The 25,979-nt window shown below is 39.8% G+C and carries 21 protein-coding genes and 1 riboswitch; of the genes, 7 read left to right on the top strand and 14 right to left on the bottom strand.

Annotation, left to right across the window (positions count from 1 at the left end; genetic code table 11):
- Positions 1–6: 6 nt before the first annotated feature.
- The 4 genes from ACIQXP_RS13295 to pckA all read right to left on the bottom strand — a co-directional run bounded on the left by ACIQXP_RS13295 (position 7) and on the right by pckA (position 3,937).
- Positions 7–513 carry an ExbD/TolR family protein gene (locus ACIQXP_RS13295; RefSeq protein WP_090984411.1) on the bottom strand — a complete coding sequence of 169 codons (507 nt, stop codon included), beginning with the start codon at positions 511–513 and terminating at the stop codon, positions 7–9.
- Between the two features lie 3 nt (positions 514–516).
- On the bottom strand, positions 517–1,134 hold the full coding sequence (locus ACIQXP_RS13290; RefSeq protein WP_090984413.1) for a biopolymer transporter ExbD: 618 nt from the start codon (positions 1,132–1,134) through the stop codon (positions 517–519).
- A gap of 78 nt (positions 1,135–1,212) precedes the next feature.
- A complete protein-coding gene (locus ACIQXP_RS13285) occupies positions 1,213–2,043 on the bottom strand; it encodes a MotA/TolQ/ExbB proton channel family protein (RefSeq protein ID WP_090984417.1) in 831 nt (276 codons plus the stop codon).
- Positions 2,044–2,341: 298 nt separating this feature from the next.
- Positions 2,342–3,937 (bottom strand): phosphoenolpyruvate carboxykinase (ATP), encoded by a 1,596-nt coding sequence (gene pckA / locus ACIQXP_RS13280; RefSeq protein WP_387505660.1) that lies wholly within the window; start codon positions 3,935–3,937, stop codon positions 2,342–2,344.
- 936 nt (positions 3,938–4,873) lie between these two features.
- Here pckA and thrA point away from each other — a divergent pair.
- The 3 genes from thrA (at position 4,874) to thrC (ending at position 9,646) form a co-directional block, all read left to right on the top strand.
- Entirely contained in the window at positions 4,874–7,327 is a 2,454-nt protein-coding gene (gene thrA / locus ACIQXP_RS13275; protein WP_387505659.1) for a bifunctional aspartate kinase/homoserine dehydrogenase I, read from the top strand.
- A gap of 15 nt (positions 7,328–7,342) precedes the next feature.
- A complete protein-coding gene (locus ACIQXP_RS13270) occupies positions 7,343–8,275 on the top strand; it encodes a homoserine kinase (protein ID WP_387505658.1) in 933 nt (310 codons plus the stop codon).
- A gap of 63 nt (positions 8,276–8,338) precedes the next feature.
- Entirely contained in the window at positions 8,339–9,646 is a 1,308-nt protein-coding gene (thrC, locus tag ACIQXP_RS13265; protein ID WP_387505657.1) for a threonine synthase, read from the top strand.
- A gap of 233 nt (positions 9,647–9,879) precedes the next feature.
- Here thrC and ACIQXP_RS13260 read toward each other — a convergent pair whose 3' ends face one another.
- From ACIQXP_RS13260 to murQ, 8 genes are all read right to left on the bottom strand, one after another.
- Positions 9,880–10,239 carry a hypothetical protein gene (locus ACIQXP_RS13260; RefSeq protein ID WP_090984427.1) on the bottom strand — a complete coding sequence of 120 codons (360 nt, stop codon included), beginning with the start codon at positions 10,237–10,239 and terminating at the stop codon, positions 9,880–9,882.
- A gap of 358 nt (positions 10,240–10,597) precedes the next feature.
- Positions 10,598–11,011 (bottom strand): tail fiber domain-containing protein, encoded by a 414-nt coding sequence (locus ACIQXP_RS13255; protein WP_387505656.1) that lies wholly within the window; start codon positions 11,009–11,011, stop codon positions 10,598–10,600.
- A gap of 81 nt (positions 11,012–11,092) precedes the next feature.
- Complete coding sequence (locus ACIQXP_RS13250) at positions 11,093–11,395, bottom strand: hypothetical protein (RefSeq protein ID WP_293742852.1); 303 nt, start codon at positions 11,393–11,395, stop codon at positions 11,093–11,095.
- 341 nt (positions 11,396–11,736) lie between these two features.
- Complete coding sequence (gene metF / locus ACIQXP_RS13245) at positions 11,737–12,690, bottom strand: methylenetetrahydrofolate reductase [NAD(P)H] (RefSeq protein WP_293742851.1); 954 nt, start codon at positions 12,688–12,690, stop codon at positions 11,737–11,739.
- A gap of 71 nt (positions 12,691–12,761) precedes the next feature.
- Positions 12,762–16,460, bottom strand: coding sequence for a methionine synthase (gene metH, locus ACIQXP_RS13240; protein ID WP_387505655.1), 3,699 nt, complete (start codon positions 16,458–16,460; stop codon positions 12,762–12,764).
- Positions 16,461–16,594: 134 nt separating this feature from the next.
- Positions 16,595–16,698, bottom strand: a riboswitch (SAM riboswitch).
- 116 nt (positions 16,699–16,814) lie between these two features.
- Positions 16,815–17,570 (bottom strand): Bax inhibitor-1/YccA family protein, encoded by a 756-nt coding sequence (locus ACIQXP_RS13235; RefSeq protein WP_378932560.1) that lies wholly within the window; start codon positions 17,568–17,570, stop codon positions 16,815–16,817.
- Positions 17,571–17,608: 38 nt separating this feature from the next.
- Positions 17,609–18,175: a hypothetical protein gene (locus ACIQXP_RS13230; protein ID WP_293742848.1), complete on the bottom strand. Its 567-nt coding sequence runs from the start codon at positions 18,173–18,175 to the stop codon at positions 17,609–17,611.
- Between the two features lie 122 nt (positions 18,176–18,297).
- A complete protein-coding gene (gene murQ / locus ACIQXP_RS13225; protein ID WP_387505654.1) occupies positions 18,298–19,101 on the bottom strand; it encodes an N-acetylmuramic acid 6-phosphate etherase in 804 nt (267 codons plus the stop codon).
- Between the two features lie 190 nt (positions 19,102–19,291).
- On the opposite strand from murQ, the gene ACIQXP_RS13220 reads away from it, so the two are divergent.
- The 4 genes from ACIQXP_RS13220 to ACIQXP_RS13205 all read left to right on the top strand — a co-directional run bounded on the left by ACIQXP_RS13220 (position 19,292) and on the right by ACIQXP_RS13205 (position 23,458).
- Complete coding sequence (locus ACIQXP_RS13220) at positions 19,292–20,896, top strand: S41 family peptidase (protein WP_293742846.1); 1,605 nt, start codon at positions 19,292–19,294, stop codon at positions 20,894–20,896.
- A gap of 151 nt (positions 20,897–21,047) precedes the next feature.
- Positions 21,048–22,181 (top strand): histidine decarboxylase, encoded by a 1,134-nt coding sequence (locus ACIQXP_RS13215; RefSeq protein WP_387505653.1) that lies wholly within the window; start codon positions 21,048–21,050, stop codon positions 22,179–22,181.
- Between the two features lie 59 nt (positions 22,182–22,240).
- A complete protein-coding gene (locus tag ACIQXP_RS13210) occupies positions 22,241–22,837 on the top strand; it encodes a short chain dehydrogenase (RefSeq protein ID WP_293742844.1) in 597 nt (198 codons plus the stop codon).
- A gap of 114 nt (positions 22,838–22,951) precedes the next feature.
- Positions 22,952–23,458: a GNAT family N-acetyltransferase gene (locus tag ACIQXP_RS13205; protein WP_293742843.1), complete on the top strand. Its 507-nt coding sequence runs from the start codon at positions 22,952–22,954 to the stop codon at positions 23,456–23,458.
- A gap of 298 nt (positions 23,459–23,756) precedes the next feature.
- Here the strand turns inward: ACIQXP_RS13205 and ACIQXP_RS13200 are convergent, their stop codons facing one another.
- Both ACIQXP_RS13200 and der read right to left on the bottom strand, forming a co-directional pair.
- A complete protein-coding gene (locus tag ACIQXP_RS13200) occupies positions 23,757–24,266 on the bottom strand; it encodes a GNAT family N-acetyltransferase (RefSeq protein WP_387505652.1) in 510 nt (169 codons plus the stop codon).
- 341 nt (positions 24,267–24,607) lie between these two features.
- Positions 24,608–25,909 (bottom strand): ribosome biogenesis GTPase Der, encoded by a 1,302-nt coding sequence (gene der / locus ACIQXP_RS13195; RefSeq protein WP_090984664.1) that lies wholly within the window; start codon positions 25,907–25,909, stop codon positions 24,608–24,610.
- Positions 25,910–25,979 lie beyond the last annotated feature (70 nt).

The raw sequence follows: 25,979 nt of genomic DNA, 5'->3' as shown, positions 1-25,979 counted from the left end.
ATTTGATTATAAAATTCCCTTTTCTCTCATGAACTGCTTCTCATTATCAAGGATATTATCATCATCAATCTGACGAACCTTTACTTTAAGAATCTCTAACTCGTCCATAATATCCACAAAGTTCTGAAAGGTAGAACCTGATGTTGGTTTTACCAGGACCACAAAGTCACCAGCAACACCCGAAGCATCAGCTGCTTTTCTATTTTTTACGATAGCATCTTCAATCTGTGAACCTGATTCAATTGTTGGTGCGCTTTCGCCAGCTACTCCCATGTACCAAGCTACTTTATTGTTTTTACCCAATAAAATGGTCATCGTTTTACTTGCTTTCAGCTCTAATCTGTTTTCAGGTAACTTCTCGTTTTTATCCGGCTTTGCAATATCCATCGCTTGTGGCGTAGAGATTACTGTTGTCAAGATAAAGAAAGTTACCAAAAGAAACATTAGATCCACCATTGGGGTCATATCAACCCTTGGCGTGGCTTTCTTCCCGCCCGTGTTTAATTCTGCCATTTCTTATTTCTTCTTTTTAGCTTCAGAATTAGTTACCAACAAAAATTTGTTTACACTTTGTTTCTGAAGTACATCAATAATCTTTTTCACAACTGGATACTCTTCTTTAGCATCACCTTTGATACTGATACGCATATCCTGATTGTTGATCTCTTTTGTAGCCTTACGCGCATTCAGCACCCAAGCATTTAATTGATTATCGGTTGAGTCAGCAGGAATACCTGGCTGAATGCCTGGTTTCATGCGGTCACCCGCGTTCATCGCAATTAACTGCTTTAAGCTTTGAATAGGAACACCGAAACTTCCGATCCCTGAGAATCTAACCGTTTCTTCTGGTGTAAATTTTACACCATATTGTTCGCCCATTAGCTGCAATGTTTTTTCTCTCACTTTTGGTCCTGCTACTTCAAAGAAAACTTTTCCCTGGCCAATGGTCAATATCGCATTGTTTTCTACCGGCACCTTAAACTCATATGTAGATGAGGGTGTAGAAACAGCTAGGGGTTCTGGTTGTCTTGCCGTAGCAGTTAAAATGAAGAACGTAAGTAACAATGCCGCCACATCGCACATTGCGGTCATGTCTGTTACTGTACTTGTCCTTTTTACTTTAATTCTAGGCATAATTTTTTTTACTAGTTTTAATAATGATGATCTTTTTTCCGGTTTTCCATAAAGCCGGTAAAAATTTTTTCAAAATTCTTATTTATGCGAACTAGCGTATGTTTGAACGATGCTGAAACCAGCCTCATCGATTGCGTAAGTTAACTTATCAATTTTAGATGTTAAGATGTTATACATGATGATCGCTAAAGTTGATACCGAGATACCTGTCATGGTATTGATCAAGGCCTCAGAGATACCTACCGCCAATGCTGCCTGATCCGGAGCACCAGAGTTAGCTAAACCGGCGAATGCACGGATCATACCTGTTACTGTACCCAATAAACCGATCAAAGTACCGATTGATACCAAAGTAGCGATGATGGTTAAGTTTTGCTCTAACATTGGCATTTCTAAAGCTGTAGCTTCTTCAACTTCTTTTTGGATAGCAACGATAGATTGCTCAACATCCATATTAGTATCCGCTTCAACTTCACTGTATTTTTTCAAACCAGATTTAATTACGTTAGCAACTGAACCTTGTTGTTTGTCGCATTCCGCTTTAGCTGCTTCGATATTACCTGAATTTAATAAACCTTTTACTTTAATAATGAAAGTATCTAAGCTTGATTTACCACTAGCTTTACCGATAACGATTAAACGCTCGATAGAGAAAACGATTGTTGTTAATAATAAACCAATCAAAACGGCAACAATAGGACCTCCTTTGTAAGCTGTACCTGGATAGTTGTTTGGTAATGGTAAGTTTTCGTTGTTGTTATCGATAAAGTTCGACGGATCTCCCAATACATATTTCCAAATCACGAATCCGATAACGATACAAATAGGAATAACTAATGTTGCGAAAACATTTGAAGCACTAGAAGAGCTCTCTTTTTTAACAGTTGCTGGTTTTGGTGCGTTTGCCATTTTTTTTTGAATTTTTAGTTTTAGTTCTTGTTTTTAATTTTTAGCTGTTTGTTCTTTTTGTATTACACTCAACGTTTCATATTCGATATTGTTGCGAAAAACAAATTTATAAATTGATTTTAAATTACAAATTAATAAATCAATAAGCAATTAAATCGTTACTTAGAATTTTGTTCCGCTAACTCACCACCGTGTATAACAAAAAAATTGCCCCAGCCGAGGCAATTCTTTCACAATAAAAACTAAAAAAAAATCGAATTGCAAATTTTTCGTTCAAAAAATGCATTTTAAAGCACATTTAACATAATTTTAACGCCACGTGACTGCTTTTTGGCACTTTTGTCAGTTCGAACTGCTTAAAATTATCTGTAAAAGCATTTAGTAGTTCATAGGCTTTTAAAAAGTATTCTTCCTGATTATCCCATGTTTTGGCGGGATCTAAAATTTCATCCGGCACCCCAGGGCAACTTAATGGCATCATCAGTTTAAATACATGGTGTTGCCTATATCTGTTATGATCTAAGCTGCCATCCAAAGCTGCGGAAATCATTGCCCGGGTGTACCTTAATTTCATCCTTTCCCCTACGCCATAAGGACCTCCGCTCCAGCCGGTATTCACTAACCACACGTTTACCTGATGTTTTTCCATTTTCTTGCCCAATAATGCGGCATATCTGGACGGATGCAACGGTAAGAAAGCCTTACCAAAACAAGCCGAAAAAGTTAATTGAGGCGCTGTTATGCCGGTTTCCGTTCCAGCTACTTTTGCCGTATAACCGCTCATAAAGTGGAACATGGCCTGCTCTACATTTAATCTTGAAATGGGAGGTAATACGCCAAATGCATCTGCAGTTAAGAAAAAGATGTTTTTTGGAACAGCTCCTATTGAAGGTAAGATGGCATTATCAATATAATCTATTGGATAAGCCACGCGGGTATTTTCTGTTTTACTGATATCAGTATAATCAACCTGTTGCGTACCCGGGAAAAAACCAACATTCTCCAATAGCGATCCAGATTTTACTGCTTTAAAAATCTGTGGTTCTTTCTCTTCGCTTAAATCCACACATTTAGCATAACAACCGCCTTCAAAGTTAAATACCGAATCTTCGCACCAGCCATGTTCGTCATCGCCAATTAATCCTCTTTCCGGATCAGCTGAAAGAGTGGTTTTTCCAGTCCCGGACAAACCGAAGAATATAGCGGTATCGCCGTTTTTACCTCTATTGGCAGAACAATGCATGGATAAAGTATTATGATATACTGGCAGAATAAAATTTAAAACAGAAAAAATTCCCTTTTTTATTTCACCTGTATAACCGGTTCCGCCAATCAAAATCATTTTTTTGGTAAAATTGATGACCGAAAAATTCTGCTGTCTGGTTCCATCGGATACCGGATCGGCTAGAAAACCTGGTGCAGCAATGATCGTCCACTCTGGACTTGCCCCTAATTGATCTTCTGCGGGGCGAATAAACAAATGATGGGCAAAAAGATTCTGATAAGCCGTTTCCGTAATTACCCTGATGGACATCGCATATTCGGGATGGGCGCAGGCGGAAGAATCGCGAACATAGATTTTCTTATCTTCCAGATAATTGGTTAGCTTATAAAATAGCTGATCGAATTTTTCAGAAGAGATTTTAATGTTTACATCTCCCCACCAAACCTGATCGTTGGTGATGTCGTCGCAGACAATAAAACGATCTTTGGGAGAACGGCCGGTAAACTTTCCGGTGTCAACAGCAAGTGCCCCTGAAGTGGCCAACATACCTTCTTTATTTAATAAGGCCTCATCAATTAATTCCGTTGGAGATAATTGGTACTTTACAGCAATGTGATCGCCTAGATTTAAATAGCTTAAATCTGGCGTTTGCAGTTTCTTTTTGCTCATAACAATAAGTTAGTTAGTGCCGCAAAGGTAAAGACTTATTTTGTACAAAAAAGAGTTTTAAAACTTAATTTTTTACATATTGTAGCAAATACACTATGATTTAATCGCCTTAATTTCAATAAATTGAAACCATTTTTTAAACACAAAAAAAATTAAAAATATACACTAAGTAAATTTAGATAAATGGTTTTAGTAATGTTTAATCCTTACGACCACACCTACTTATAAGGATTTAAGAAGTGACGCTTCTTTGATTAAAAGATCAACTCTAAGTCCCATCTATGAATATACTCTTAAAAGCATCGGAGCAGGCTAATCAAGGGAGGGAATAATTAGGCGCTGGAAAGGAAAGCAACTTAGATAGCAGCAACAGCCCGCGTTAATTAAGCCTGATAAAAGCGGAAGCTCCCGATCTCACAAACAGTAAACAGCAATACCATCGGGACTTTAGCGGTTAGCAGGGCTGAAATGCCCAAAGCACTACTGAAGCACCTTTTTAATAAAAAAGTGTCTCCCATATCTTATTGGAAAAGCTTTAGTAGTTTTTTTTGCGCCTTTGAATAGCTGCGGCTTTGAATATTTCCCGAAGACCGGGATAATATCGCTATTGCATTTACTTAAACGTTTTAATAAAAATTTCGAAATAAAAATTAAATAACATTTGCATTTTAAAAAAATAATCTTCTACTTTACGGTGTATAAAGTACACCAAGACAAGATGAATTTTAATACTTCAATTATTACAACGATTATTATTACCACCGGTATAAACCAGCGGGGCTAATTTGTTGTAAATTGAAAAAACATAAAACACAGAGCGTCCCGATTTTCATCGGGACGCTTTTTTTTTAAAACCATGCTGAATGAAACCTGCAAAAACGAGCATTTCAAACCAACGTTGAACGCAGCAACAAACAGTTAAACCTCATATCAATAATGAAAGTACTCAAATTCGGCGGCACATCCGTAGGTTCGGCCGAGAACATTAAAACGCTTTTACGCCTGGTTGGCGAAGAAAAAAAGAACAATAATCCGGTAGTTGTATTATCGGCAATGAGTGGTGTAACCAATTTACTTACCGATATGGCCGAAATGGCTGAACGTCGTGAAGATTACGACGCACACTTAAAAGAAATTGAGGCCAAACACTTTGCTGTCATCCGCGCCCTTTTGCCTGCGGCAGCACAAAACCCGGTGTTTACCCGTCTGAAGATCTTTTTTAATGAATTGGAAGATCTACTGCAGGCCGTAACCAATCTGCGTGAATTAAGTTTACAAACAAAAGATCAGATTCTGAGTTATGGTGAACGCTGTTCCACCTTTATGATCAGCCATATTGCGTCCCAGAACATTGGCGGTTCGCTTTATGTAAATGGATCTGAACTGATTAAAACCGACAGCAACTTTGGACAGGCAAAGGTTGATACTGAATTGACTGAACTGCTGATCAGCAACTTTTATCGGGAAAATAAAGACCAAGTACTTTTTGTAACTGGTTTTATCGCCAGCAATGCTGATGGCAGGGTTACTACTTTGGGTCGAGGTGGTTCTGATTATACCGCAGCGGTTTGGGGTGCCGCATTGAATGCGGAAGAAATAGAAATATGGACGGATGTTAACGGCATGATGACTGCTGACCCCCGTATGGTTAAAAAGGCTTTTTCCTTGCCTGAACTAAGCTATACCGAGGCCATGGAACTGAGTTATTTTGGGGCTAAAGTAATTTACCCGCCAACTATGATTCCAGCTTTTATGAAAAGGATTCCGATTGTGATCAAAAACACTTTCGAGCCTGATTTCGCGGGAACCTACATCAAAAGCGATGTAAAAACATCAAATCTGCCTATTAAAGGAATTTCTTCTATTGATCATATCAGCATCATCAACCTAACCGGAAGCGGTATGGTGGGTAAAGCTGGCTTTAGCGGGCGGTTATTTTCTCTGCTTTCGCGCGAACAGATCAATGTGGTATTGATTACGCAATCTTCATCAGAACATAGCATTACTTTCGCCGTTAAACCGACAGACGCTTCGAAAGCCATTTCCTTAATCAAGAAAGAATTCGAACTCGAACTGGATGCTAAAAAACTGGAATTGCCAGAAGTTGAAAATAACCTTGCCGTTTTGGCCATTGTTGGCGAAAATATGAAACGTACTCCCGGCATGAGCGGACGCTTGTTCAGTGCCTTAGGCCGTAATGGTATCAACGTAAGGGCAATTGCCCAAGGTTCTTCTGAATACAACATCTCGGTAATTATCAGCGCAGCTGATCTATCTAAAGCGGTAAATGCAGTACATGATGCCTTTTTTACCGAACTGAAAAGAACATTGAACGTTTTCTGTTTAGGCACCGGAAACATCGGCAAAACGCTATTTAATCAGTTGAAAGAGCAAATGCCTTTTCTCGCTGCCAATAATGATCTCCAGGTGAAGGTAACAGGCATCAGCAATACACGCAAAATGATCTTCAATGCCGATGGACTTTCTTTGAAAAATTGGGAAACAGAACTGAAAACGGATGGTGAAGAGGCAGATTTAGCCGGTTTTGTTGCCAAAATGAAAGCCCTAAACTTGCCCAACTGTGTTTTTGTTGATAACACGGCAGCAGAACAGCCTATCGGATTTTACCAGGGCATATTTGAAAGCAGTATTTCGGTAGTTACCTGTAATAAAAAAGGCAACTCGGCAGATTATGCACAGTACAAATCATTCAAAGATACTGCCCGTAAATTTGGCGTTGACTTTTACTACGAAACCAACGTTGGTGCAGGCTTACCGATTATCCGTACACTGCGCGAACTGATGATGAGTGGTGATAAAGTAGCACGGATTGAAGCTATTTTATCAGGAACGATTTCTTACATTTTCAATAATTTTAAAGATGATGCGGGCTTTTATGAAACAGTAAAGGAAGCACAGGAACTGGGCTATACTGAGCCAGATCCCCGTGACGACCTAAATGGAAAAGATTTTATGCGTAAGATGCTGATCCTTGCCCGCGATGCTGGTTATCCATTAGAAGCCAGTGATGTAAAAATCGACAATATTTTGCCTGATGCCTGCTTAAATGCAGCATCTGTTGAAGACTTCTATTCAGAATTACAAGCCAATGCAGCTTACTTCGAGAATTTAAAAAACACCGCAGCTAGCGAGGGAAAGGTTTTACGCTATATCGGTAAACTGGAAGATGGCAATGTAGAAATCAGCCTGCAAATGGTAGATGACAGTCACCCTTTTTATATGCTGTCGGGCAGTGATAATATTATCTCTTTTACTACAGATCGCTACAAAACCCGCCCATTGGTAGTAAAAGGCCCTGGTGCTGGCGCCGAAGTGACCGCCGCCGGAGTTTTCGCAGATATCATTAACCTAGGTACTTTAAATAAATAGCTAAGCCAATTAATAATGAAGAATAGTATAAAAGTTTTCGCTCCGGCAACTGTTGCAAACGTAGTTTGTGGCTTCGATGTACTGGGTTTTGCCGTAAACGAACCTGGTGACGAAGTTGAAATGCGATTTACCGATACACCAGGTGTGGTGATCAAACAAATAACCGGTGATGACGGCCGCCTGCCTTTAGATGCCGCAAAAAATACCGTAAGTGCCAGCGTTCAGCATTACCTACGGCATATTAACCGCTTAGATAGAGGTGTAGAAATTGAACTGCATAAAAAAATGCCTATCGGCAGCGGACTGGGCTCAAGTTCTGCCAGTACCGTTGCTGGTTTATTTGCCATTAACAAATTAATGGGCGATTTACTAACGGTTAAGGAACTGGTTCCTTTTGCCATGAAAGGCGAAGAACTGGCCTGCGGTTATGGTCATGCCGACAATGTTGCACCGGCTTTACTAGGTGGTTTTGTACTGGTAAGAAGTTATGAACCCTTAGATGTAATCTCATTACCCACTCCTGCAGGCATGTATGCTGCAATTGTTTACCCGGAGGTTGATGTACCCACTAAAGATGCCCGTCAGATGATTCGCAGTAAGGTAGCTTTAAGAGATGCCGTTAAGCAATGGGGAAATGTTGCAGGTTTAGTGAGCGGACTATTTATGAATGATTTCGACCTGATTGGAAGAAGTATGCAGGATGTTCTGGTAGAACCAGTACGTTCGATCCTGATTCCTGGTTTTGAGGAAATGAGAAAACTGGCAACAGAGAACGGCGCAATTGGATTTGGGATTTCAGGTTCCGGACCATCCGTTTTCGCCTTAACAAAAGATGAAGAAACAGCCAGAAAAATTACCAAATTGCAACAACAACATTTACATAAAATAAATATCAATAGCAAAGCTTTTGTTTCTCCGGTGAATGCCGAAGGACCTAGCGTAATGTAAAATGGAAGATGGATGATGTAAACCATATTTTCCATCATCCATCTTACCTCATCCATTCTAAACATGAAACTATATTCAACCAACAATAAAGATTTACGTGTTTCTTTTAAAGAAGCCGTTTTTAACAGCATGCCACAGGATAAGGGCTTATATATGCCTGTTGAAATTCCACAGCTTAATGCCGAATTCATTCAAAATATTGAGCAATATTCTCTACCTGAAATTGCTTACCAGGTAGCTTCTACGCTATTAAAAGAGGAGATTCCGGCTGAAGATTTAAAAGTACTAATTAACGATGCCATTAATTTTGATGCACCCGCAGTTCAGTTAGATGATAAAACCTTTGTTTTAGAACTCTTCCATGGTCCATCGTTAGCGTTTAAAGATTTTGGCGCCCGTTTTATGAGCCGTGTAATGGCTTACTTTTTAAAAGATGGGGAGCAGTTGCTGGATGTTCTGGTTGCTACTTCGGGTGATACCGGTGGTGCAGTGGCACTAGGCTTTTTAGGCGTGCCTAATACCAGGGTAACGATCCTTTATCCGGAAGGGAAAGTGAGCCCGATACAGGAATTACAGTTAACCACCAACGGTGAAAATATCAGGGCTGTTGAGGTAAAAGGAACATTTGATGATTGCCAGGCTTTGGTAAAACAGGCTTTTGCTGATCGTGAACTGAATGCTAAATTCAGGTTGACTTCTGCAAATTCTATCAATATCTCCCGATTGATTCCACAGACATTTTATTATTTTAACACTTACGCCCAACTTAAAAAGCAAGGTTTTGAGGATGTGATATTTTCTGTTCCAAGTGGGAATTTTGGAAATATTGGCGCTGGCTTATTAGCTTATAAACTTGGATTACCAGTTAAACAGTTTATTGCCGCTACCAATGTTAATGACACAGTACCGCGCTTTTTAGAAAGTGGTGTTTACGAAACCAGGCCATCAACCCAAACCTATTCCAATGCCATGGATGTTGGTGCGCCTAGCAATTGGGTCCGCATTATGGATCTTTTTGATCAGGATGTAGAGGCGGTAAAAAAAATGGTTACTTCTTACCGTTTCACTGATGATGAAACACTGGATGGTATTAAAGAAATAGACGAAAATTTAAATTACGTAGCCTGTCCGCATACCGCAATTGCATATTTAGCCATTGAAAAATACAGAAATGAAAACTCTGCAGATAACAGTGCCGCTGTTTTCTTATCAACGGCGCATGCCTGTAAATTCCCCGATATTTTCCCGGCGGATATCGCAACTAAAATTGAAATCCCAGTGCAAGTAAAGGCGTTAGAAAGCAAGCCTAAACATGCAGATCAGTTGGATGTGGGTTTTGAAGGATTTAAAGAATATTTGCTTAAAGGGTAATAATTAGATTGATCGTCATTTCGAGCGGAGTACAACGAAGTCGAGAAATCTGTCTAGAGATAGATCTCTCCGTTCCGCTGCGCTACAGTCGAGATGACGATTTATAAAAATGCAAATCCATTCCAACTTCTGACCTATCTCTAAAGTTAGCCGGGATTTGTAATCCTTAATCAAAAAAGTCATACAACACAAAGGTCCGGACTATAAATCCGGACCAACTTGAAAATATTTATTTAATTAACAGAAGCGAATGCTGTAGAAGTAATGCTTACGTTATTAAATGTCGCGCTTCCTGAGCTGGTGGTGATGGCCTGTCCATTAAATCTAAAAGTGCGTGAACCTGGGGCTGAAGTGTAAATAATAACCGTATAGGTACCGGCGGTCAATGGCCCATATGAACTTCCGCCCGGACCAAAATAAGCACTAACAGGCGTAGGACCGTACAGGTAAATAGATCCGTTATCACTGGTTCCGTTACTTAAATTTAAGCCAATGCTAAAAAATTTTCTGACGTTAATTTCTGCCTTGGTATTTTGCAAAGGTAATACAGCCAGTACTGTACAAAACAGCAATAATTGAATAAGCTTTTTCATGAGAATTGTTTTTTAATGTAGATTTATATCGGTTAGTTATATAAAAATAGAAATTTAAACGTTACGCAGGAAGATATTTGTAAAAATAAACAGTCATAGCACTACGTTAGTTAATACAAACCTAACTAAATTAAAAATTTCTTTAGAAATTAATCTTAGCAGACTACAAGTCTAAACCCTATTGAACCGGGAATTGTTTCAGAAGCAGAACATTACAACTATAGTTCGGCTATAAACTATGCTGGTGGTTTAGGCCTGCTGGAAGTTGTTTATTTATGATTAGATATTAATTAACCAGATTACAAATCTGATACAATTGGTCCGGATTACAAATCCGGACCAACTAATACCAACTAAATTACTTAGCGCCCTGCGATTTTAGCATTTTTAACTCATGCCTTAATGCCTCGATCTGTTGCTGTTGTTCCTTGATGCTGGCTACCAAAAGCGGAACTAAACTTTCATAATCTACCTTGGTGATGGTAGCACTTTTAAAAGCATTTTTTCCTGCACTGTAATCTTTGGACTGCACCGAAACAATATTTGGAACAGCTGCCTTTGCATCAGCTCCAACAAAACCATATTGGGGTCTGGCAGATAGTTTTAACTTCTCGGCCCAGGTTTTATCATAATTAAAGCTTACGGGCTCCAACCTGGTAACCAGGCTTAAGGCGTTTTCTACAGGTTTAACATTATTCTGCACGACTTCTTGTGCACTGATTTTTAAAGAGGCAGCGATTAAAAGCACTGCAAATGAAATTGCTCGTTTCATATCTATTAATTATTTTGAAATTTTTGAAATAGAAAATTGTTTCTGTTTTTTCGAAACAGGAAATAAATCCAAAAAGATGTATTAAATGGATGGAGGCGGTGTTAAAACCTCTGGAAAGTATGCCAGTTGGAAAGCATGATCAGGTATGATCACCTTTTTCGAAGTCTGAAATGGGAAGTGCAAGATTCCGTTAAATGAAATTTCCTGTACCGCAAATTCACTTTCTGCTTTCTTTTCTTCCTTTTCGGGTGCGTCGTCATTTATAGATAGAAGCTCAACCTGATGATCAGAATAACTTAAATACGAAACCACATGGCTCACTTTTAAGAAAAAGGCAAGCGCCATGCAGACAATCAATATATATCTAAGACTACCTGATTTCATTGCTACAAATATAGATGCTATTAAATTAAAACAATAATTTAAACTTAATGTTCTGTGTAATTTTCAAATGTAGCAATAGGCTAACAGCATTATGGCAGACGCGAAGACCTCTCGTGCCGAAACTTAGGTTAGTTATTTGCTGTAAATTTCAGTTCGGCCCGGAGTGCTCAGCGAAGCTAATCTTAATGCAATCGATTTAAGATTCCCAATCAAGTTAGGAATGACGATCACTCCTGGAGATAATGAAACTTTAAATCTATTTGTCACTCCTACTGATTTTTATACCATAAGTTATTCCTCAAGGACGACAATTCTGTATTTAACACACAGCTTGTTTTTTACTAAAAAATAGCCTTTGCAATTTGTTTGGTCTGTTCAGGGCGGCCCATGGTATAAAAGTGTAATACCGGCGCACCGAAATCAATCAGTTCTTTACATTGTTTGATCATGGCCTCAGTACCAATTTCTTTCGCCTCGTTGTTGTTTTTAGCATATGATAGCGCATCGGTTAACTCATCAGGCAAATCAATATGGAATATTTTAGGTAATACGTTTAACTGTGATAAGGTACTGATAGGCTTCAAACCCGGTATAATCGGAATATTGATATCGTTTTCCCTGCATTTCTTTACGAAATCAAAATACTTCTGGTTATCGAAGAACATCTGGGTAACAATAAACTCCGCTCCCGCCTCAACTTTCTTTTTCAGGTATTTAAAATCGGTATTCATATTGGGTGCTTCGAAGTGTTTTTCAGGATAACCTGCCACGCCGATGCAAAAATCGCTCTTAAAGGTTTCTACATCTTCATGCAGGAATTTACCTTCGTTATGATTCTTGATATGCTCAATTAAATCTGTAGCATAACAGTGTCCACCGGGAGTTGGCACAAAATTCCCGTCTGCCTTACGTGCATCGCCACGCAAAGCTAACACGTTGTCGATTCCCAAAAACTGAAGATCAATCAGTGCATTTTCGGTTTCTTCTTTGGTAAATCCACCGCAAATGAGGTGTGGAACGGCATCAACCTTATATTTATGGATAATGGCCGCGCAAATGGCAATGGTACCCGGACGTTTACGGTAAGATACCTTTTGTAGCAAACCATTAGCCTGCTCTTTATAAATATAATCCTCACGCAGTGAAGTTACATCAATAAAAGGCGGATTAAACTCCAGCAAAGGCTCTATCGCATCGTAGATCCATTGGATGCTTTGCCCTTTGATAGGCGGCAATAATTCAAAAGAGAACAGGGTTTTACCCTTTGCGTTTTTTATATGGTCTGTAATCTTCATACTCCTAATCCCGAATAACCGGGACTTTAAATTTTAATTATATACAATTCCTTCCCCTTTCGAGGAGACGGTTAATAAGCTAAATTCGGACTTAACCATCGCTCTACTTCTTCAACCGGCATATTTTTTCTGATGGCGTAATCTTCTATCTGGTCTTTGGTGATTTTTCCTAATCCAAAATATCTTGACTCGGGATGTGCAAAGTAAAACCCACTTACTGCAGCAGTTGGATACATGGCGTAACTTTCAGTCAAACGTAGACCAATTTTATTTTCAGCATCAAGCAATTCGAACAGGGTTCCTTTTTCAGTGTGTTCAGGACAGGCAGGATAACCCGGCGCCGGACGGATACCTGCGTATTCTTCTTTAATCAATTCCTGATTACTTAAGTTTTCATCCTGGGCATAACCCCAATATTCTTTACGTACCCGTTCGTGCATGCGCTCGGCAAAAGCTTCTGCCAAACGATCGGCCAGCGCTTTAGCCATAATGCTGTTGTAATCATCGTAATTAGATTCGAACTCATTCACCAGTTCATCAATCCCAATCCCTGCAGTTACGGCAAAACCACCAAAATAATCCTGAATTCCGCTTTCTTTTGGTGCAATAAAATCCGACAAAGCATAATATGGCTGCCCATCTACTTTTTCAGCCTGTTGGCGAAGGGTGTGGATTTTGACTAGTTTGGAGTTTGGAGTTTGGGGTTTGGAGTCTTCCAACTCAGCACTCTCAACTCTCAACTCGATGTCGTCTCCTACCGCGTTTGCCGGCCAAAAGCCAATCACAGCCCTTGCGGTTAATAATTTCTCATCGAGGATGCGTTTTAACAGAACCTGTGCATCATCAAACAGTTTCTTTGCTTCATCGCCTACATTTTTATCGTCGAAAATTTTAGGATAACTACCGCGGAGTTCCCACGTGTGGAAAAAAGGTGTCCAATCGATGTATGGAACCAATTCTTCCAGGGGATAATTATCGAAAACTCTCGTCCCTGTAAATTCCGGAACCGGTAAATCGGGCTGAAAATCAATCTTAAATTTATTTGCCCGTGCTTCTTCTAAAGTTTTAAAGCGTTTATCTGAGCGTTTATTTAAATGTGCTTCGCGTGCTTTATCATATTCAGCTTTGATGCCGGCGATATATTCATCTCTCGTTTCCGGATTCATCAAGGTACTGCAAACGGTAACACTTCTTGAAGCATCTAATACATGGATAGCTGGTCCTGAATAATTCGGCGCTACTTTTACTGCTGCATGGATACGTGAAGTGGTTGCACCACCAATGATCAATGGTACGGTAAACCCTTCTCTTTCCATTTCTTTGGCAAAGTGAACCATTTCGTCCAGCGAAGGCGTAATCAAACCACTTAAACCAATAATATCAGCATTTATTTCTTTGGCTTTTTTGATGATATCCTGTGCCGGAACCATCACGCCCATATCTATAATTTCAAAGTTGTTACAGGCCAGTACCACGCCTACAATATTTTTACCAATATCGTGTACATCTCCTTTCACGGTGGCCATCAATACTTTTCCGGCCGAAGAATTCTGGTCCTGATCAGGATTGTTCAGTTTTTCCTGCTCAATAAAAGGTAACAGGTAGGCCACTGCTTTTTTCATTACCCGGGCCGATTTTACCACCTGGGGCAAAAACATCTTTCCGGCACCAAATAAATCTCCCACAATATTCATCCCATCCATCAATGGCCCTTCAATAACCTGGATCGGACGGTCGTATTTCTGCCGGGCTTCTTCTACATCATCATCCAGGTATTCTACAATACCTTTAACCAGGGCATGTGATAGTCTTTCTTCAACAGAACCTTTCCTCCAGCCTTCATCTTTAACTACTTCTTTACCTTTGGTTTTTACGGTATCGGCATATTCAACCAGGCGTTCGGTTGCATCTTCCCTGCGGTTCAACAGTACATCCTCTACCCTTTCTAACAATTCGGGCGGAATTTCCTGGTAAACCTCCAGCATACCGGCATTTACAATACCCATATCTAAACCTGCGCGGATGGCATGATAAAGGAAAGCCGAGTGCATGGCTTCTCTTACGACGTTATTTCCCCTGAAAGAAAACGAAATATTAGAAACCCCTCCGCTTACCTTGGCGTGAGGCAGATTTTCTTTGATCCAACGGGTGGCATTGATAAAATCGACTGCATAATTATTATGTTCCTCCAATCCGGTTGCCACAGTTAAAATATTAGGGTCGAAAATGATATCTTCCGGCGGGAAACCGATTTCGTTTACCAGGATATCATAGCTGCGTTTACAGATTTCGATCCGGCGTTCATAATTATCGGCCTGCCCATGCTCATCAAATGCCATTACCACTACCGCTGCACCATATTGCATAATTTTACGTGCGCTTTCACGGAATTTATCTTCGCCTTCCTTTAAAGAAATGGAGTTAACAATCCCTTTCCCCTGCAGGCATTTTAAGCCATTTTCAATCACCGACCATTTTGATGAATCGACCATAATCGGCAGTTTGGCGATATCTGGCTCTGAAGCAATGAGGTTCAGGAATTTGGTCATGGCGGCTTCCGAATCCAGCATTCCTTCGTCCATATTCACATCAATTATCTGTGCACCACCTTCAACCTGTTGCAGGGCAACGGCCAATGCAGCTTCATAATCGCCACCCAAAATCAGTTTAGAGAATTTTGGAGATCCGGTAATATTGGTCCGCTCTCCAATGTTCACAAAAATGCTTTCTGGGGTAATGGTTACAGGCTCCAGCCCGCTCAGGCGCATGTATTGCGGAAGTGTGGGTAATTTTCTGGGTTTGGCTTTTCGTGCATTTTTAGCAATACAGCCAATATGCGCTGGTGTTGTACCGCAGCAGCCGCCAACAATATTTACAAAACCCGAGGCAATAAAATCATCAACCAGATGGGCCGTTTCGTGCGGTTGCTCATCGTAAGCACCAAACTCGTTGGGTAAACCTGCGTTTGGATAAGCTGAAACATAGCAGCCTGCCTTTGTAGCCAGCTCTTCAATATGCGGACGCATTTCTTTTGCACCCAAAGCGCAGTTAAAACCAATACTTAGCGGTTTTGCGTGCATTACAGAGTTTAAGAAAGCTTCGGCAGTTTGCCCGGAAAGTGTTCGTCCGGAAGCATCAGTAATGGTACCAGAAATCATGATTTCCAATTTACGCCCTATTACCTCTTCATATTTTTTAATGGCTACAATAGCCACTTTAGCATTTAAAGTATCAAAAATGGTTTCAATCAACAATACATCCGAACCACCATCTACCAAACCCCGTACCTGCTCATAATAGGCTTTTTCCAGCTCATCAAAATAAACCGCCCTAAAACCAGGGTCGTTTACATTTGGCGACATGGAAAGGGTACGGTTTGTTGGGCCGATAGCACCGGCTACGAAACATTTACGATCAGGATTTGCTGCCATAAATTCGTTTACAGCTTCTTTTGCCACCCGTGCGCCTTCAAAACTCATTTCGTAAGAAAGGTCTTCCATCTGATAATCAGCCATGGAAATACGCTGTGTACTAAACGTATTTGTTTCGATAATATCGGCGCCGGCCGCCAGGTACTCCAGGTGTATCGTTTTGATGATATCCGGACGCGTGATATTGAGCAAATCGTTATTGCCTTTCACGTCACAGGGATGGTTTCTAAATCGTTCCCCTCTAAAATCTTCCTCGCTTAAGTTATATCGCTGAATCATGGTACCCATTGCACCATCAATCACCAAAATACGTTTTTCTAATTCTTCTCTTATACCCATTTGCTGTTGTAAGATTTGAGATATGAGATATGAGATATGAGAGGGAATAAGACGCAATGTCTCAAATCTCAAATCTATGGTCTCAAGTCTCTAAAAGGCTTATTGAAAAAGTTGGTACGTGAATCGTAATCCTAAACTTATCTGTTTCCGCTATTTGCAGAATAGAATTTAGCACCTTGTAGGTTACAGGTTGCTAAGACTTCGTCGGGTCTAATCCCTCCGTCTTTCTTAATAAGCATACAAAAATGCAACAAAGCATTATCAATTCCAAAAATTATCGCTTTGCGGCCAAATAAAATTACAAAGGCCACGCAAAACTGCGCAGCCTTAAGAATATTATTTTGTTTTTGAAATCTATTTTCTGCTTCCAAAAATGCGTAATAGGAAAAGGAATATGTTTAAGAAGTCCAAGTATAAGGACAATGCAGCTACAATAGCCATTTTCTTGCTTTCAACCTGAAGAACCTGTTCGCCATTTGCCTCAATTCCTTCACCAATTCTTTTGATTTTTTGCACATCATAGGCTGTTAACGCAGTAAATATTGCAATACCAATGAATGCCATAAACAAACTAAACTGTTCGCTTTGAATAAACATATTAATTACACTGGCAATCACTAAACCAATAACCCCAACCATTAAGATTGGTCCAAATTTACTTAGGTCAATATTGGTTGTATATCCCATAAATGCCATAATTCCAAATATTCCCGCAGCGCCCGCAAAACAGCTCACGATTGAGCCTGAGGTATAAGTTAATAAGATAAAACTTAAACTCACCCCAGTTAGTACTGAATACAGAACGAAAACACCAATTAGTGCGGGTAATGATAATCTACTTAAACCAAATCCCATTAAAAGAACTAATCCAAGTGGTGCGAACATGGCAATATATCCGAAAATCGACATACCAACTTTACCGGTAGATGGGTTAACGGTTAGCAGGTATTGCATAAACTGCTCATTTGTTCCAAATAAATAGGCCGCTACTGTTGATAAACTCAATGCCACAAACATCCATAAGAAAACGTTGGCGAAGAATTTTTTAGAAACCGATCCTTCCTGAACGAAAACACTGTTGTTTTGATATTGATAATTTTGTTGTTCCATTTTAATTTTTGTATGTTAAATAATATAAAAATAAACATTTAGTTCAATCTTTTTGTCAGCAGTTCTTCAACTTTTTTAAAGAACTGTAAAGGTTTTAAGGTACGCCATGGCAGATTGTCAAATGCACCGCCAAAGTTAATGTAATAATCAATGCTGTTATCACGGAATTCACTGATTACGTGTTCCTGAAAATTCACCCCAACAATCCAGCCATCTTCTACTTCCTGAAACCATTCTTCATAATAACTATCGTCTGAAGCATGAAAATTCAGTACATTTTCACCAATCAGGATAAATTTATTAAGTCCTTCATCCATCATCATCTCCAAAATATCACGTTTGAGCAACATAATGTCGTTATTAATGGCATCGTTCCACTCGCCTATAAACTCTATAATGGCATAATTGCGGTCATAGTCAGCGTACAAAACCTTCATATATAAGGTATTAGAACCAAACTCATCCCATTGCGGGTGTAGCAAAAAGTTATAGATCTGCTTATCAAAGTAAAGTTCTGAATACTCGGTGTTATAAAATGGCGAACGCTCATCTTCTGCCGAAATATAATCATCTCTCCACTGGTAATAAGGCTCAATTTCGTGCATACTTTTTTTTAATTATTGAAGGATTCAGTTTTGAATGAGTGAATGTTGAGATCAGTTCTAGATCACAGCACTTTTTCAGTCTATCCCTCGGTCATTCAATCATTCCATCCTTCTCTCATTTTTTAGTGCCCTGCTTCTACAGCTTTACGTACACTTCCATAACGGCTTAACAGTTCAGCGGCTTCATCATAACCAATGTTCAGTTCATTGGCCACCATTTGTGTACCGCGGTCTACCAGTTTATGATTGGTTAACTGCATATCGACCATTTTATTGCCAACCACGCGGCCCAACTGAACCATCACCGTGGTGCTTAGCATATTTAATACCATTTTTTGCGCCGTACCGGATTTCATGCGCGTAGAGCCGGTAATAAATTCAGGACCAACAACTACTTCAACCGGGAAATCCGAAGCTGCGGCAATAGGTCCGCCGGTATTACAAACAATGCAACCTGTTAAGACTCCATGTTCACGAGCTATTTTTAATCCGCCCACTACATAGGGCGTGGTACCTGATGCCGCGAGCCCAACCAGGCAATCTTTTTCATTGATATCAAATTCCTGAAGATCTTTCCAGGCTTGGTCCGCATCATCTTCAGCAAATTCTACCGCTTTCCTAATCGCAGTATCTCCACCAGCAATAATTCCTACAACCCAATCAAATGGCACACCGTAAGTAGGCGGGCATTCTGAAGCATCTACTACACCTAAGCGACCGCTTGTACCTGCACCTATATAAAAAAGACGCCCACCTTTTTTCATCCGCCCGGCCACTGCCGACGTTAACTTTTCAATCTGAGGCAAAGATTTCTCAACTGCAAATGCTACAGTTTTATCTTCATTATTAATGCCCTGCAAAACCTCTAATACCGACATCTGATCGATATGTTTATAGTTAGATTCTTGCTCGGTAACTCTGTTCATAAATTTAATTTTGATAAAATTCGGTAAATTCTTTCTAAAAACTAGGTTAAAAATCTAAAAAATATCTGCCATAAATTTTAGCCAACCGCGGCAGGTATTATTTAATGCTAAATATTATAAACAAAAGACATGAAAATACAGTTAAAAAATATATCAACCCGCTAATTTTCATAAATTTGCAGTAACGCCAATGAAAAAAAATACCAGGAACAACATACTAATCGCTTTAAGCTATTCTATAATCTTAATAGCGGGCATGTTTTTGGGTATAAAATTCATTAAAGACCAAGGTTTTGGCGTTAAAAAAAGTCCGCAGCTTGCTGAAAACAGCGACGAAAAACTAAACGAAATCTTACATATCATCAATGGTAATTATGTTGATGACATCAATACGGATTCGCTTCAGAACTTACCTATTGATAGCGTTCTGCACCAGCTTGATCCACATAGTGTTTACCTGCCACCAACCGATGCGCAGGATATGACCGATAACCTGGAAGGAAATTTTGAAGGGGTAGGTATAGAATATTATATGCTTAACGATACCATGATGGTTACAGGGGTGGTGAAGGACGGACCAGCATATCAGGCAGGAATTAAACTAGGCGATAAGATTTTGAGTATTGATACTGCTATAGTAAGCGGACGAAACCTGCCTAAAGATCAACTTACCGGTCGTTTTAAAGGTAAATCCGGCACTGGTGTAAGCGTAGTGCTCTTACACCCGGGCGCATCACAGAGCAACCGCATTATGGTTACCCGTGGTAAGGTAAACATCAGCAGTATTGATGCTGCTTACATGATTAACAACGAAACCGGTTATGTTCGGATCAGTAAATTTGGTGCAAATACGGATAATGATTTTGCTGCTGCAGCCAATAACCTGAAAGCAAAGGGGATGAAAAAACTTATTCTTGACCTGCGTGACAATGGAGGTGGTTATTTTACCGCAGCTACAGGCCTGGCCGATCAGTTTCTGGGAGAAAATAAGCTCATTGTATACACCCAGGGTAAGCATGAGCCCCGGACTGATTACTTTTCTACCGGCACCGGGTCTTTTCAAAATGGCAAACTAGCTGTTTTGATTAATGAAAATACGGCTTCAGCGAGCGAAATTGTTGCAGGAGCTATCCAGGACCTGGGTCGTGGGATTATTGTTGGCCGCCGCTCTTTTGGCAAAGGTTTGGTACAAGAACAATTTGCATTTGGCGATGGCTCTGCATTGAACTTAACCATAGCAAGATATTACACCCCTTCTGGGAGAAGTATCCAAAAATCATACAAGAAAGGCTATGATGCTTATAAACATGAGTTGGACGAACGGATGATGGATGGAGAACTTACCGGAGACCGTACTTCTTTTCAGGATTCTATCGAGAAAACGGAAGGGGTAATTCAACACAATAGAAAAGCTAAACCTGTTGGCGGCATCCAACCAGACGTATTCGTAAAATTAGACACCACTGGCTATAATAAGTTTTACACTGGTTTAGTGAACAAAAAAGTGCTTTCTGATTATGTATTTAATGTACTGACTAACAGGTACAGTGCCAGCTTTGTAGAACAGAACATCAATATCTTTACCATAAACGATAATGACTTCAAAGATTTTATCGGATTCCTGCAACGCAAAAACATAACGATAGACCGGTTTCAATTGTACAATTCAAAGAATGTGATCTTAAATGATCTTAAAGCTTTACTTTGCCGCTATTATTTAGGCGATGTGGGCTATTATAAAGCTGTAAACCAGAATGACAATGCGGTAAGGCAGGCGCTCCTTAACCTTCAATAGCCATATTTTATATGCTTCCAAAGTGAAATTGGCGCAATAAATCAAGTTTAAATTTCTAAATCTACCTTAAAAACAATATAATATTCTGATTTTAAATCAAATATTAATACTAAATTCTGATTTATTAATTTTGCCGGTAAACATTTCATTTATGGAAACGAGCAGATTAGAAGCAAAAGACCAGGAAGCATTAAAAGATCTTTTAGAGAAGGCAAAGGAACAAACCGAGTTATTTCTAGGCTATCCCGTAGCTAAGGATTTTGATTACCAGGCGCTTTCCGGCTTTTTGAAATATCCGATGAATAATCTGGGTGATCCTTTTGTTACTTCCACCTATGGTGTCGGATCGCGCGAACTGGAAAAAGAAGTGGTTCAGTTTTTTGCCGAACTTTTTCGTGCACCCGCCGATAATTGGTGGGGTTATGTAACCAATGGCGGTTCAGAGGGGAATCTGTATGGATTATACCTGGCCCGCGAGCTACATCCAAAAGCAATGGTTTACTACTCAGAAGCTACGCATTATAGTGTGCAGAAGAATCTGCATTTGCTGAATATGTCGAATATCGTAATCCGCACGCAGACAAATGGAGAAATCGACTATGAAGATCTTGAGTACACCATTAGAATGAACCGCCACATGCCTGTTATTATTATGGCCAATATTGGGACCACCATGACTGAAGCACGTGATGACGTGTCTAAAATCAAAGCCATTTTAAAAAAACTGGCTATCCAGCATTATTATATCCACGCTGATGCGGCGCTTTCTGGTACCTATAGCGCACTGATTGAACCCAGGCCAGCATTCGATTTTGAAGATGGCGCAGACAGTATCGCCATTAGCGGCCATAAGTTTTTGGGTTCTCCGATGCCTTGTGGCGTGGTGGTGGCCAAAAAATCTAATCGCGATCGGATTGCCCGTTCGGTAGCTTATATCGGGAGCGTTGACACGACGATTACCGGATCCAGAAATGGCCATAGTCCCTTGTTTTTATGGTACACCATTAAACGTTTGGGCATAGCGGGCTTGAAAAGCAGGGCCATGCATAGTTTAGCAACTGCCGCTTATACCGAACAACAATTTCAAGCGCTGGGTATCGCTGCCTGGCGAAATGCCAATGCCATCACCGTAAACTTCCCTACCCCATCTGCAAAAATCTGCAAAAAATGGCAGCTTGCCGCCGAGCAGGGAAATTCGCATATTATCTGCATGCCAAATGTAACAGCATCACATATTGACCTCCTGCTTGCCGACCTCAGAACCGAATTGGTTTTACAGGATTGAGACTACAAACATTTCTATACACCTGCTGTTTAAGATGAGTATACGTTAAACAGATTTAAATGAAAATAATCATTGTAGGCGCTACAGGTACGCTGGGTAAAAAAGTAACTGAGGCTTTTGCTCCAAGGCACGAGATCATCCGTGTGGGGAATACCAAAGGCGATGTTCAGGTAGACATTACCAATGAAACATCGATCAAGAATATGTTTGAGCAGATCGGTCCTTTCGATGCCCTGATCAGTACGAGCGGGAAAGGTCCCTTTGCTCCTGTAAATCAATTAACGGGCGAAGTATTTAAAAGCGGTTTGCTGGACAAACTATTGGGACAGATTAACCTGGTGCTTATTGGCCAGCATTACATTAATAAAGGTGGCTCATTTACGTTAACTTCGGGCATACTGTCTGAACGTCCCGTTGCCGCCGGTTCTGTATTGAGCACTATAAACGGTGGCCTCAATGCATTTATTTTGGCAGCTGCCCGCGAAATCGGAAGCGGAATCCGCATAAATGCCGTCAGCCCCAATGTGGTTGAAGATTCGCCTGCTTTTTTCGATTCTTTCCCCGGAGAGATCCCGGTCACTATGGAAAAAGTAATTAAAGCTTACGAGAAAAGTGTATTGGGTATTATAACAGGCGATGTGATTAAGGTTTATTAGTAATCTTAAGCATTTCGGAAAAGTCTGTGCTGTGATGACTTAATAAAAACTTAGCGTAAAAATCCACTTAGCTAAAACCCCAAAGTTTATATTAGCCTAACTAACAAAACAAGTATGATTGAAACAGAACGCCTCATTTTAAAACCTTTAACGCACGATCAGCTCTTAAAATATATTAAAGATGATCATTCTTTAGAACAAGAATTTGGCCTTCTACCCACCAGGAAAAACATTTCTCCTTCGCTGCGTGAGGCTTTGGAACAAACGATTTTACCTAACGTTTTAGATAAAGACAAGGATTATCTATACCATACTTTATGGACAATTATATCCAAACCAGACAACAGAATGGTAGGCGATATCTGTTTTGTTGGTGAACCCGACCAAAATGGCGAAATCGAAATCGGTTATGGCACTAATGAAGAATTCAGGGGCAGAGGATTTATGACTGAAGCGATTGGAAGATTAATTGAATGGGCCAGGGAACAGCCTAAAGTAAAATCAATTTTTGCTGCCACAACAAAGGACAATGTGGCCTCTTATACCATTCTAGAAAAAAACAACTTTATCCATATTGGTGAAGTTGATGATATGTTAAGCTGGAAAATAGAATTAAAGTAAGCTTCACTGTCAATGCTACTAGTCTTAGCCTACCGCAAAAATATTGCTTAGTTTTTTGCAACTTTATTAATTTACAACGAAGACACAGAAAATTACGGAATAGTGCTCGCGTTTACCATTCTCATTTGCAAAAAGGAGGCCGTGAAAATGCCGATTTTATCTACTTTCGATTCCTATTCCCACGTTACAAATGTGGATCTCCTCCATCCTCGTTACAAACCAGGACGATAGTAAAATATTGAAACCTGGTCGTATCAAAGGATAAATGAGTTATCTGTATAGCTATAATATTAAGATATTACAATACAATCTCAAATAAACTTAAACTGATTCCTTCGTAATGTTTTGGCAATCCATCTGTTTTTTCCATGGTTACTACCCCAACATAATTAAACCCACAATCGGTATAATATTCCAGAAGCTTTTTATTATCCGCCCAGGTATCCATTCTAATAAATTTAATGTTATTCCCTACCGCATAATCTTTAGCCCATTTTATAATTTCCTTCACAAAAGCATAACCCCTAAAATCAGGATGGGTTACAATCCTATGGATATAAATTGCATCATGATCACGCGCTCCCCAAATTAAAGGATCCTTAAATGTAACGGCAAATACACAGGCTACTACCCCATCTATGAGGATTTTATATTGACGGTTTTCATTAATTTCGGTCTGCACCATATCCATATTGAAGCCTTGCCAGTGTTTGTTAAATACTTTCTTTTGGTGCGCAATAGCCAAATCATAAAATTCGAAAATGACATCGATATCTGTTGCCTGGCTATTTTGTATTTGTAATTGCATGTGGTAAAGTTAAGGATTACTAATAACATTGTCCTTTAGAGCGGTACTGCAGCCAAATTAATAAATCTGTCTGGATAGATATCTCCACTTCGCGTTGCTCCGGTTAAGATGACGACTATTCTGTTGAGATACCGTACCTAAACAGCCTTTATGCGAGAGAAGTAAATTAATTAAGGCACGGCGCCGACACCTTACGGATTCTTCACTTCGCTCAGGATGAAAATGCTGTACAAACAAAAACAGGACTACTTTCGCTATCGAGTGCAGTCCTGCTGTAAAATAATATTGGTTTTCAGGCATATAGATCTTAGCCCTCCACCTTTTAAACTTCAACCTCGACCCTATTTCTGTCTGAAATAAATCTGGATCGGTGCGCCGGAAAAATCGAAGTTTTCCCTTAATTTATTCTCGATGAAACGTTTATACGGATCTTTAATATACTGTGGCAGATTACAAAAAAAGGCAAACATTGGCGAAGTTGCATTAATCTGAGTGATGTATTTAATTTTAATGTGTTTTCCTTTCAAAGCCGGTGGCGGGAATTTCTCAATCAGCGGCAACATTACATCATTTAATTTTGATGTAGGAATTTTCTTGCTGCGGTTTTTATAAACCTCTAAAGCTGCCTCTATTGCTTTAAAAATCCGCTGCTTGTTTAATACGGAAGTGAAAATGATCGGCACATCAGTAAACGGACGGATACGCTCATGGATCTGCTCTTCGAAAGCTTTCATTGTTTGCGTATTTTTCTCGATCAGATCCCATTTGTTTACCAGAATCACAATACCTTTTTTGTTTTTCTCGGCCAGGTGGAAGATATTGATATCCTGACTTTCAATCCCCTCAACCGCATCAATCATTAACACCACTACATCAGCTTCTTCCAAAGCTTTAATGGTACGCATTACCGAATAAAATTCCAGGTTTTCTTTCACCTTGGTCTTTTTACGTAATCCGGCTGTATCGATCAACATAAACTCATGACCGAATTGATTATAGTGGATTTTGATGGAATCGCGGGTTGTACCTGCGTTTGCAGTCACAATATTCCGTTCTTTACCAATTAATGCATTAACGAGAGAAGATTTACCCACATTCGGACGACCGGCAATGGTTACTTTAGGCAATTGATTTTCTTCTTCAGGAATATCTTCGAAATTTTTAACAATTTCATCCAATAACTCTCCTGTTCCGGAGCCTGTCATAGATGATAAAGGATATACTTCGCCCAATCCGAAACCATAGAAAGTATGGATTTCGTTATATAGAGCCGTGTTATCTACTTTATTTGCGCAAACAAAAACGGGTTTATTACTTCTGCGCAATACTTGGGCAATATCATCATCCAGATCGGTAATACCTGTGGTTACATCTACCATAAAGATCAACACGGTTGCCTCTTCAATGGCAATCATCACCTGCTCGCGAATGGCAGCTTCATAAACATCTTCAGAGTTGGCTACATAACCGCCCGTATCAATTACCGTAAATTGTTTATCAATCCATTCGCCCACTCCATAGTGCCTATCGCGGGTTACCCCACTCATATCGTCTACAATGGCTTTACGGCTTTCGGTTAATCTGTTAAAAAGGGTACTTTTGCCTACGTTTGGCCTGCCTACGATGGCTATAATGTTACTCATGGTCTTCTTTTGATAGTTAATGGCTGTAGTTAACGGTCCTGGTGCCTTGAGCAAGCTGCTCAAAAATTTG

The sequence above is a fragment of the Pedobacter suwonensis genome, assembly GCF_044762335.1.
In the GTDB taxonomy this organism is placed as follows: Bacteria; Bacteroidota; Bacteroidia; order Sphingobacteriales; family Sphingobacteriaceae; genus Pedobacter.
This window is presented reverse-complemented; position numbering and strand designations above follow the sequence as displayed.

Coding starts and splice junctions, on each gene's coding strand:
- murQ (WP_387505654.1), bottom strand. CDS start 19,101: ATGAACAGAGTTACCGAGCAAGAATCTAACTATAAACATATCGATCAG.
- pckA (WP_387505660.1), bottom strand. CDS start 3,937: ATGAGCAAAAAGAAACTGCAAACGCCAGATTTAAGCTATTTAAATCTA.
- metH (WP_387505655.1), bottom strand. CDS start 16,460: ATGGGTATAAGAGAAGAATTAGAAAAACGTATTTTGGTGATTGATGGT.
- thrA (WP_387505659.1), top strand. CDS start 4,874: ATGAAAGTACTCAAATTCGGCGGCACATCCGTAGGTTCGGCCGAGAAC.
- ACIQXP_RS13235 (WP_378932560.1), bottom strand. CDS start 17,570: ATGGAACAACAAAATTATCAATATCAAAACAACAGTGTTTTCGTTCAG.
- ACIQXP_RS13215 (WP_387505653.1), top strand. CDS start 21,048: ATGGAAACGAGCAGATTAGAAGCAAAAGACCAGGAAGCATTAAAAGAT.
- ACIQXP_RS13270 (WP_387505658.1), top strand. CDS start 7,343: ATGAAGAATAGTATAAAAGTTTTCGCTCCGGCAACTGTTGCAAACGTA.
- ACIQXP_RS13220 (WP_293742846.1), top strand. CDS start 19,292: ATGAAAAAAAATACCAGGAACAACATACTAATCGCTTTAAGCTATTCT.
- metF (WP_293742851.1), bottom strand. CDS start 12,690: ATGAAGATTACAGACCATATAAAAAACGCAAAGGGTAAAACCCTGTTC.
- ACIQXP_RS13285 (WP_090984417.1), bottom strand. CDS start 2,043: ATGGCAAACGCACCAAAACCAGCAACTGTTAAAAAAGAGAGCTCTTCT.
- der (WP_090984664.1), bottom strand. CDS start 25,909: ATGAGTAACATTATAGCCATCGTAGGCAGGCCAAACGTAGGCAAAAGT.
- ACIQXP_RS13230 (WP_293742848.1), bottom strand. CDS start 18,175: ATGCACGAAATTGAGCCTTATTACCAGTGGAGAGATGATTATATTTCG.
- thrC (WP_387505657.1), top strand. CDS start 8,339: ATGAAACTATATTCAACCAACAATAAAGATTTACGTGTTTCTTTTAAA.
- ACIQXP_RS13205 (WP_293742843.1), top strand. CDS start 22,952: ATGATTGAAACAGAACGCCTCATTTTAAAACCTTTAACGCACGATCAG.
- ACIQXP_RS13255 (WP_387505656.1), bottom strand. CDS start 11,011: ATGAAACGAGCAATTTCATTTGCAGTGCTTTTAATCGCTGCCTCTTTA.
- ACIQXP_RS13200 (WP_387505652.1), bottom strand. CDS start 24,266: ATGCAATTACAAATACAAAATAGCCAGGCAACAGATATCGATGTCATT.
- ACIQXP_RS13260 (WP_090984427.1), bottom strand. CDS start 10,239: ATGAAAAAGCTTATTCAATTATTGCTGTTTTGTACAGTACTGGCTGTA.
- ACIQXP_RS13290 (WP_090984413.1), bottom strand. CDS start 1,134: ATGCCTAGAATTAAAGTAAAAAGGACAAGTACAGTAACAGACATGACC.
- ACIQXP_RS13295 (WP_090984411.1), bottom strand. CDS start 513: ATGGCAGAATTAAACACGGGCGGGAAGAAAGCCACGCCAAGGGTTGAT.
- ACIQXP_RS13250 (WP_293742852.1), bottom strand. CDS start 11,395: ATGAAATCAGGTAGTCTTAGATATATATTGATTGTCTGCATGGCGCTT.
- ACIQXP_RS13210 (WP_293742844.1), top strand. CDS start 22,241: ATGAAAATAATCATTGTAGGCGCTACAGGTACGCTGGGTAAAAAAGTA.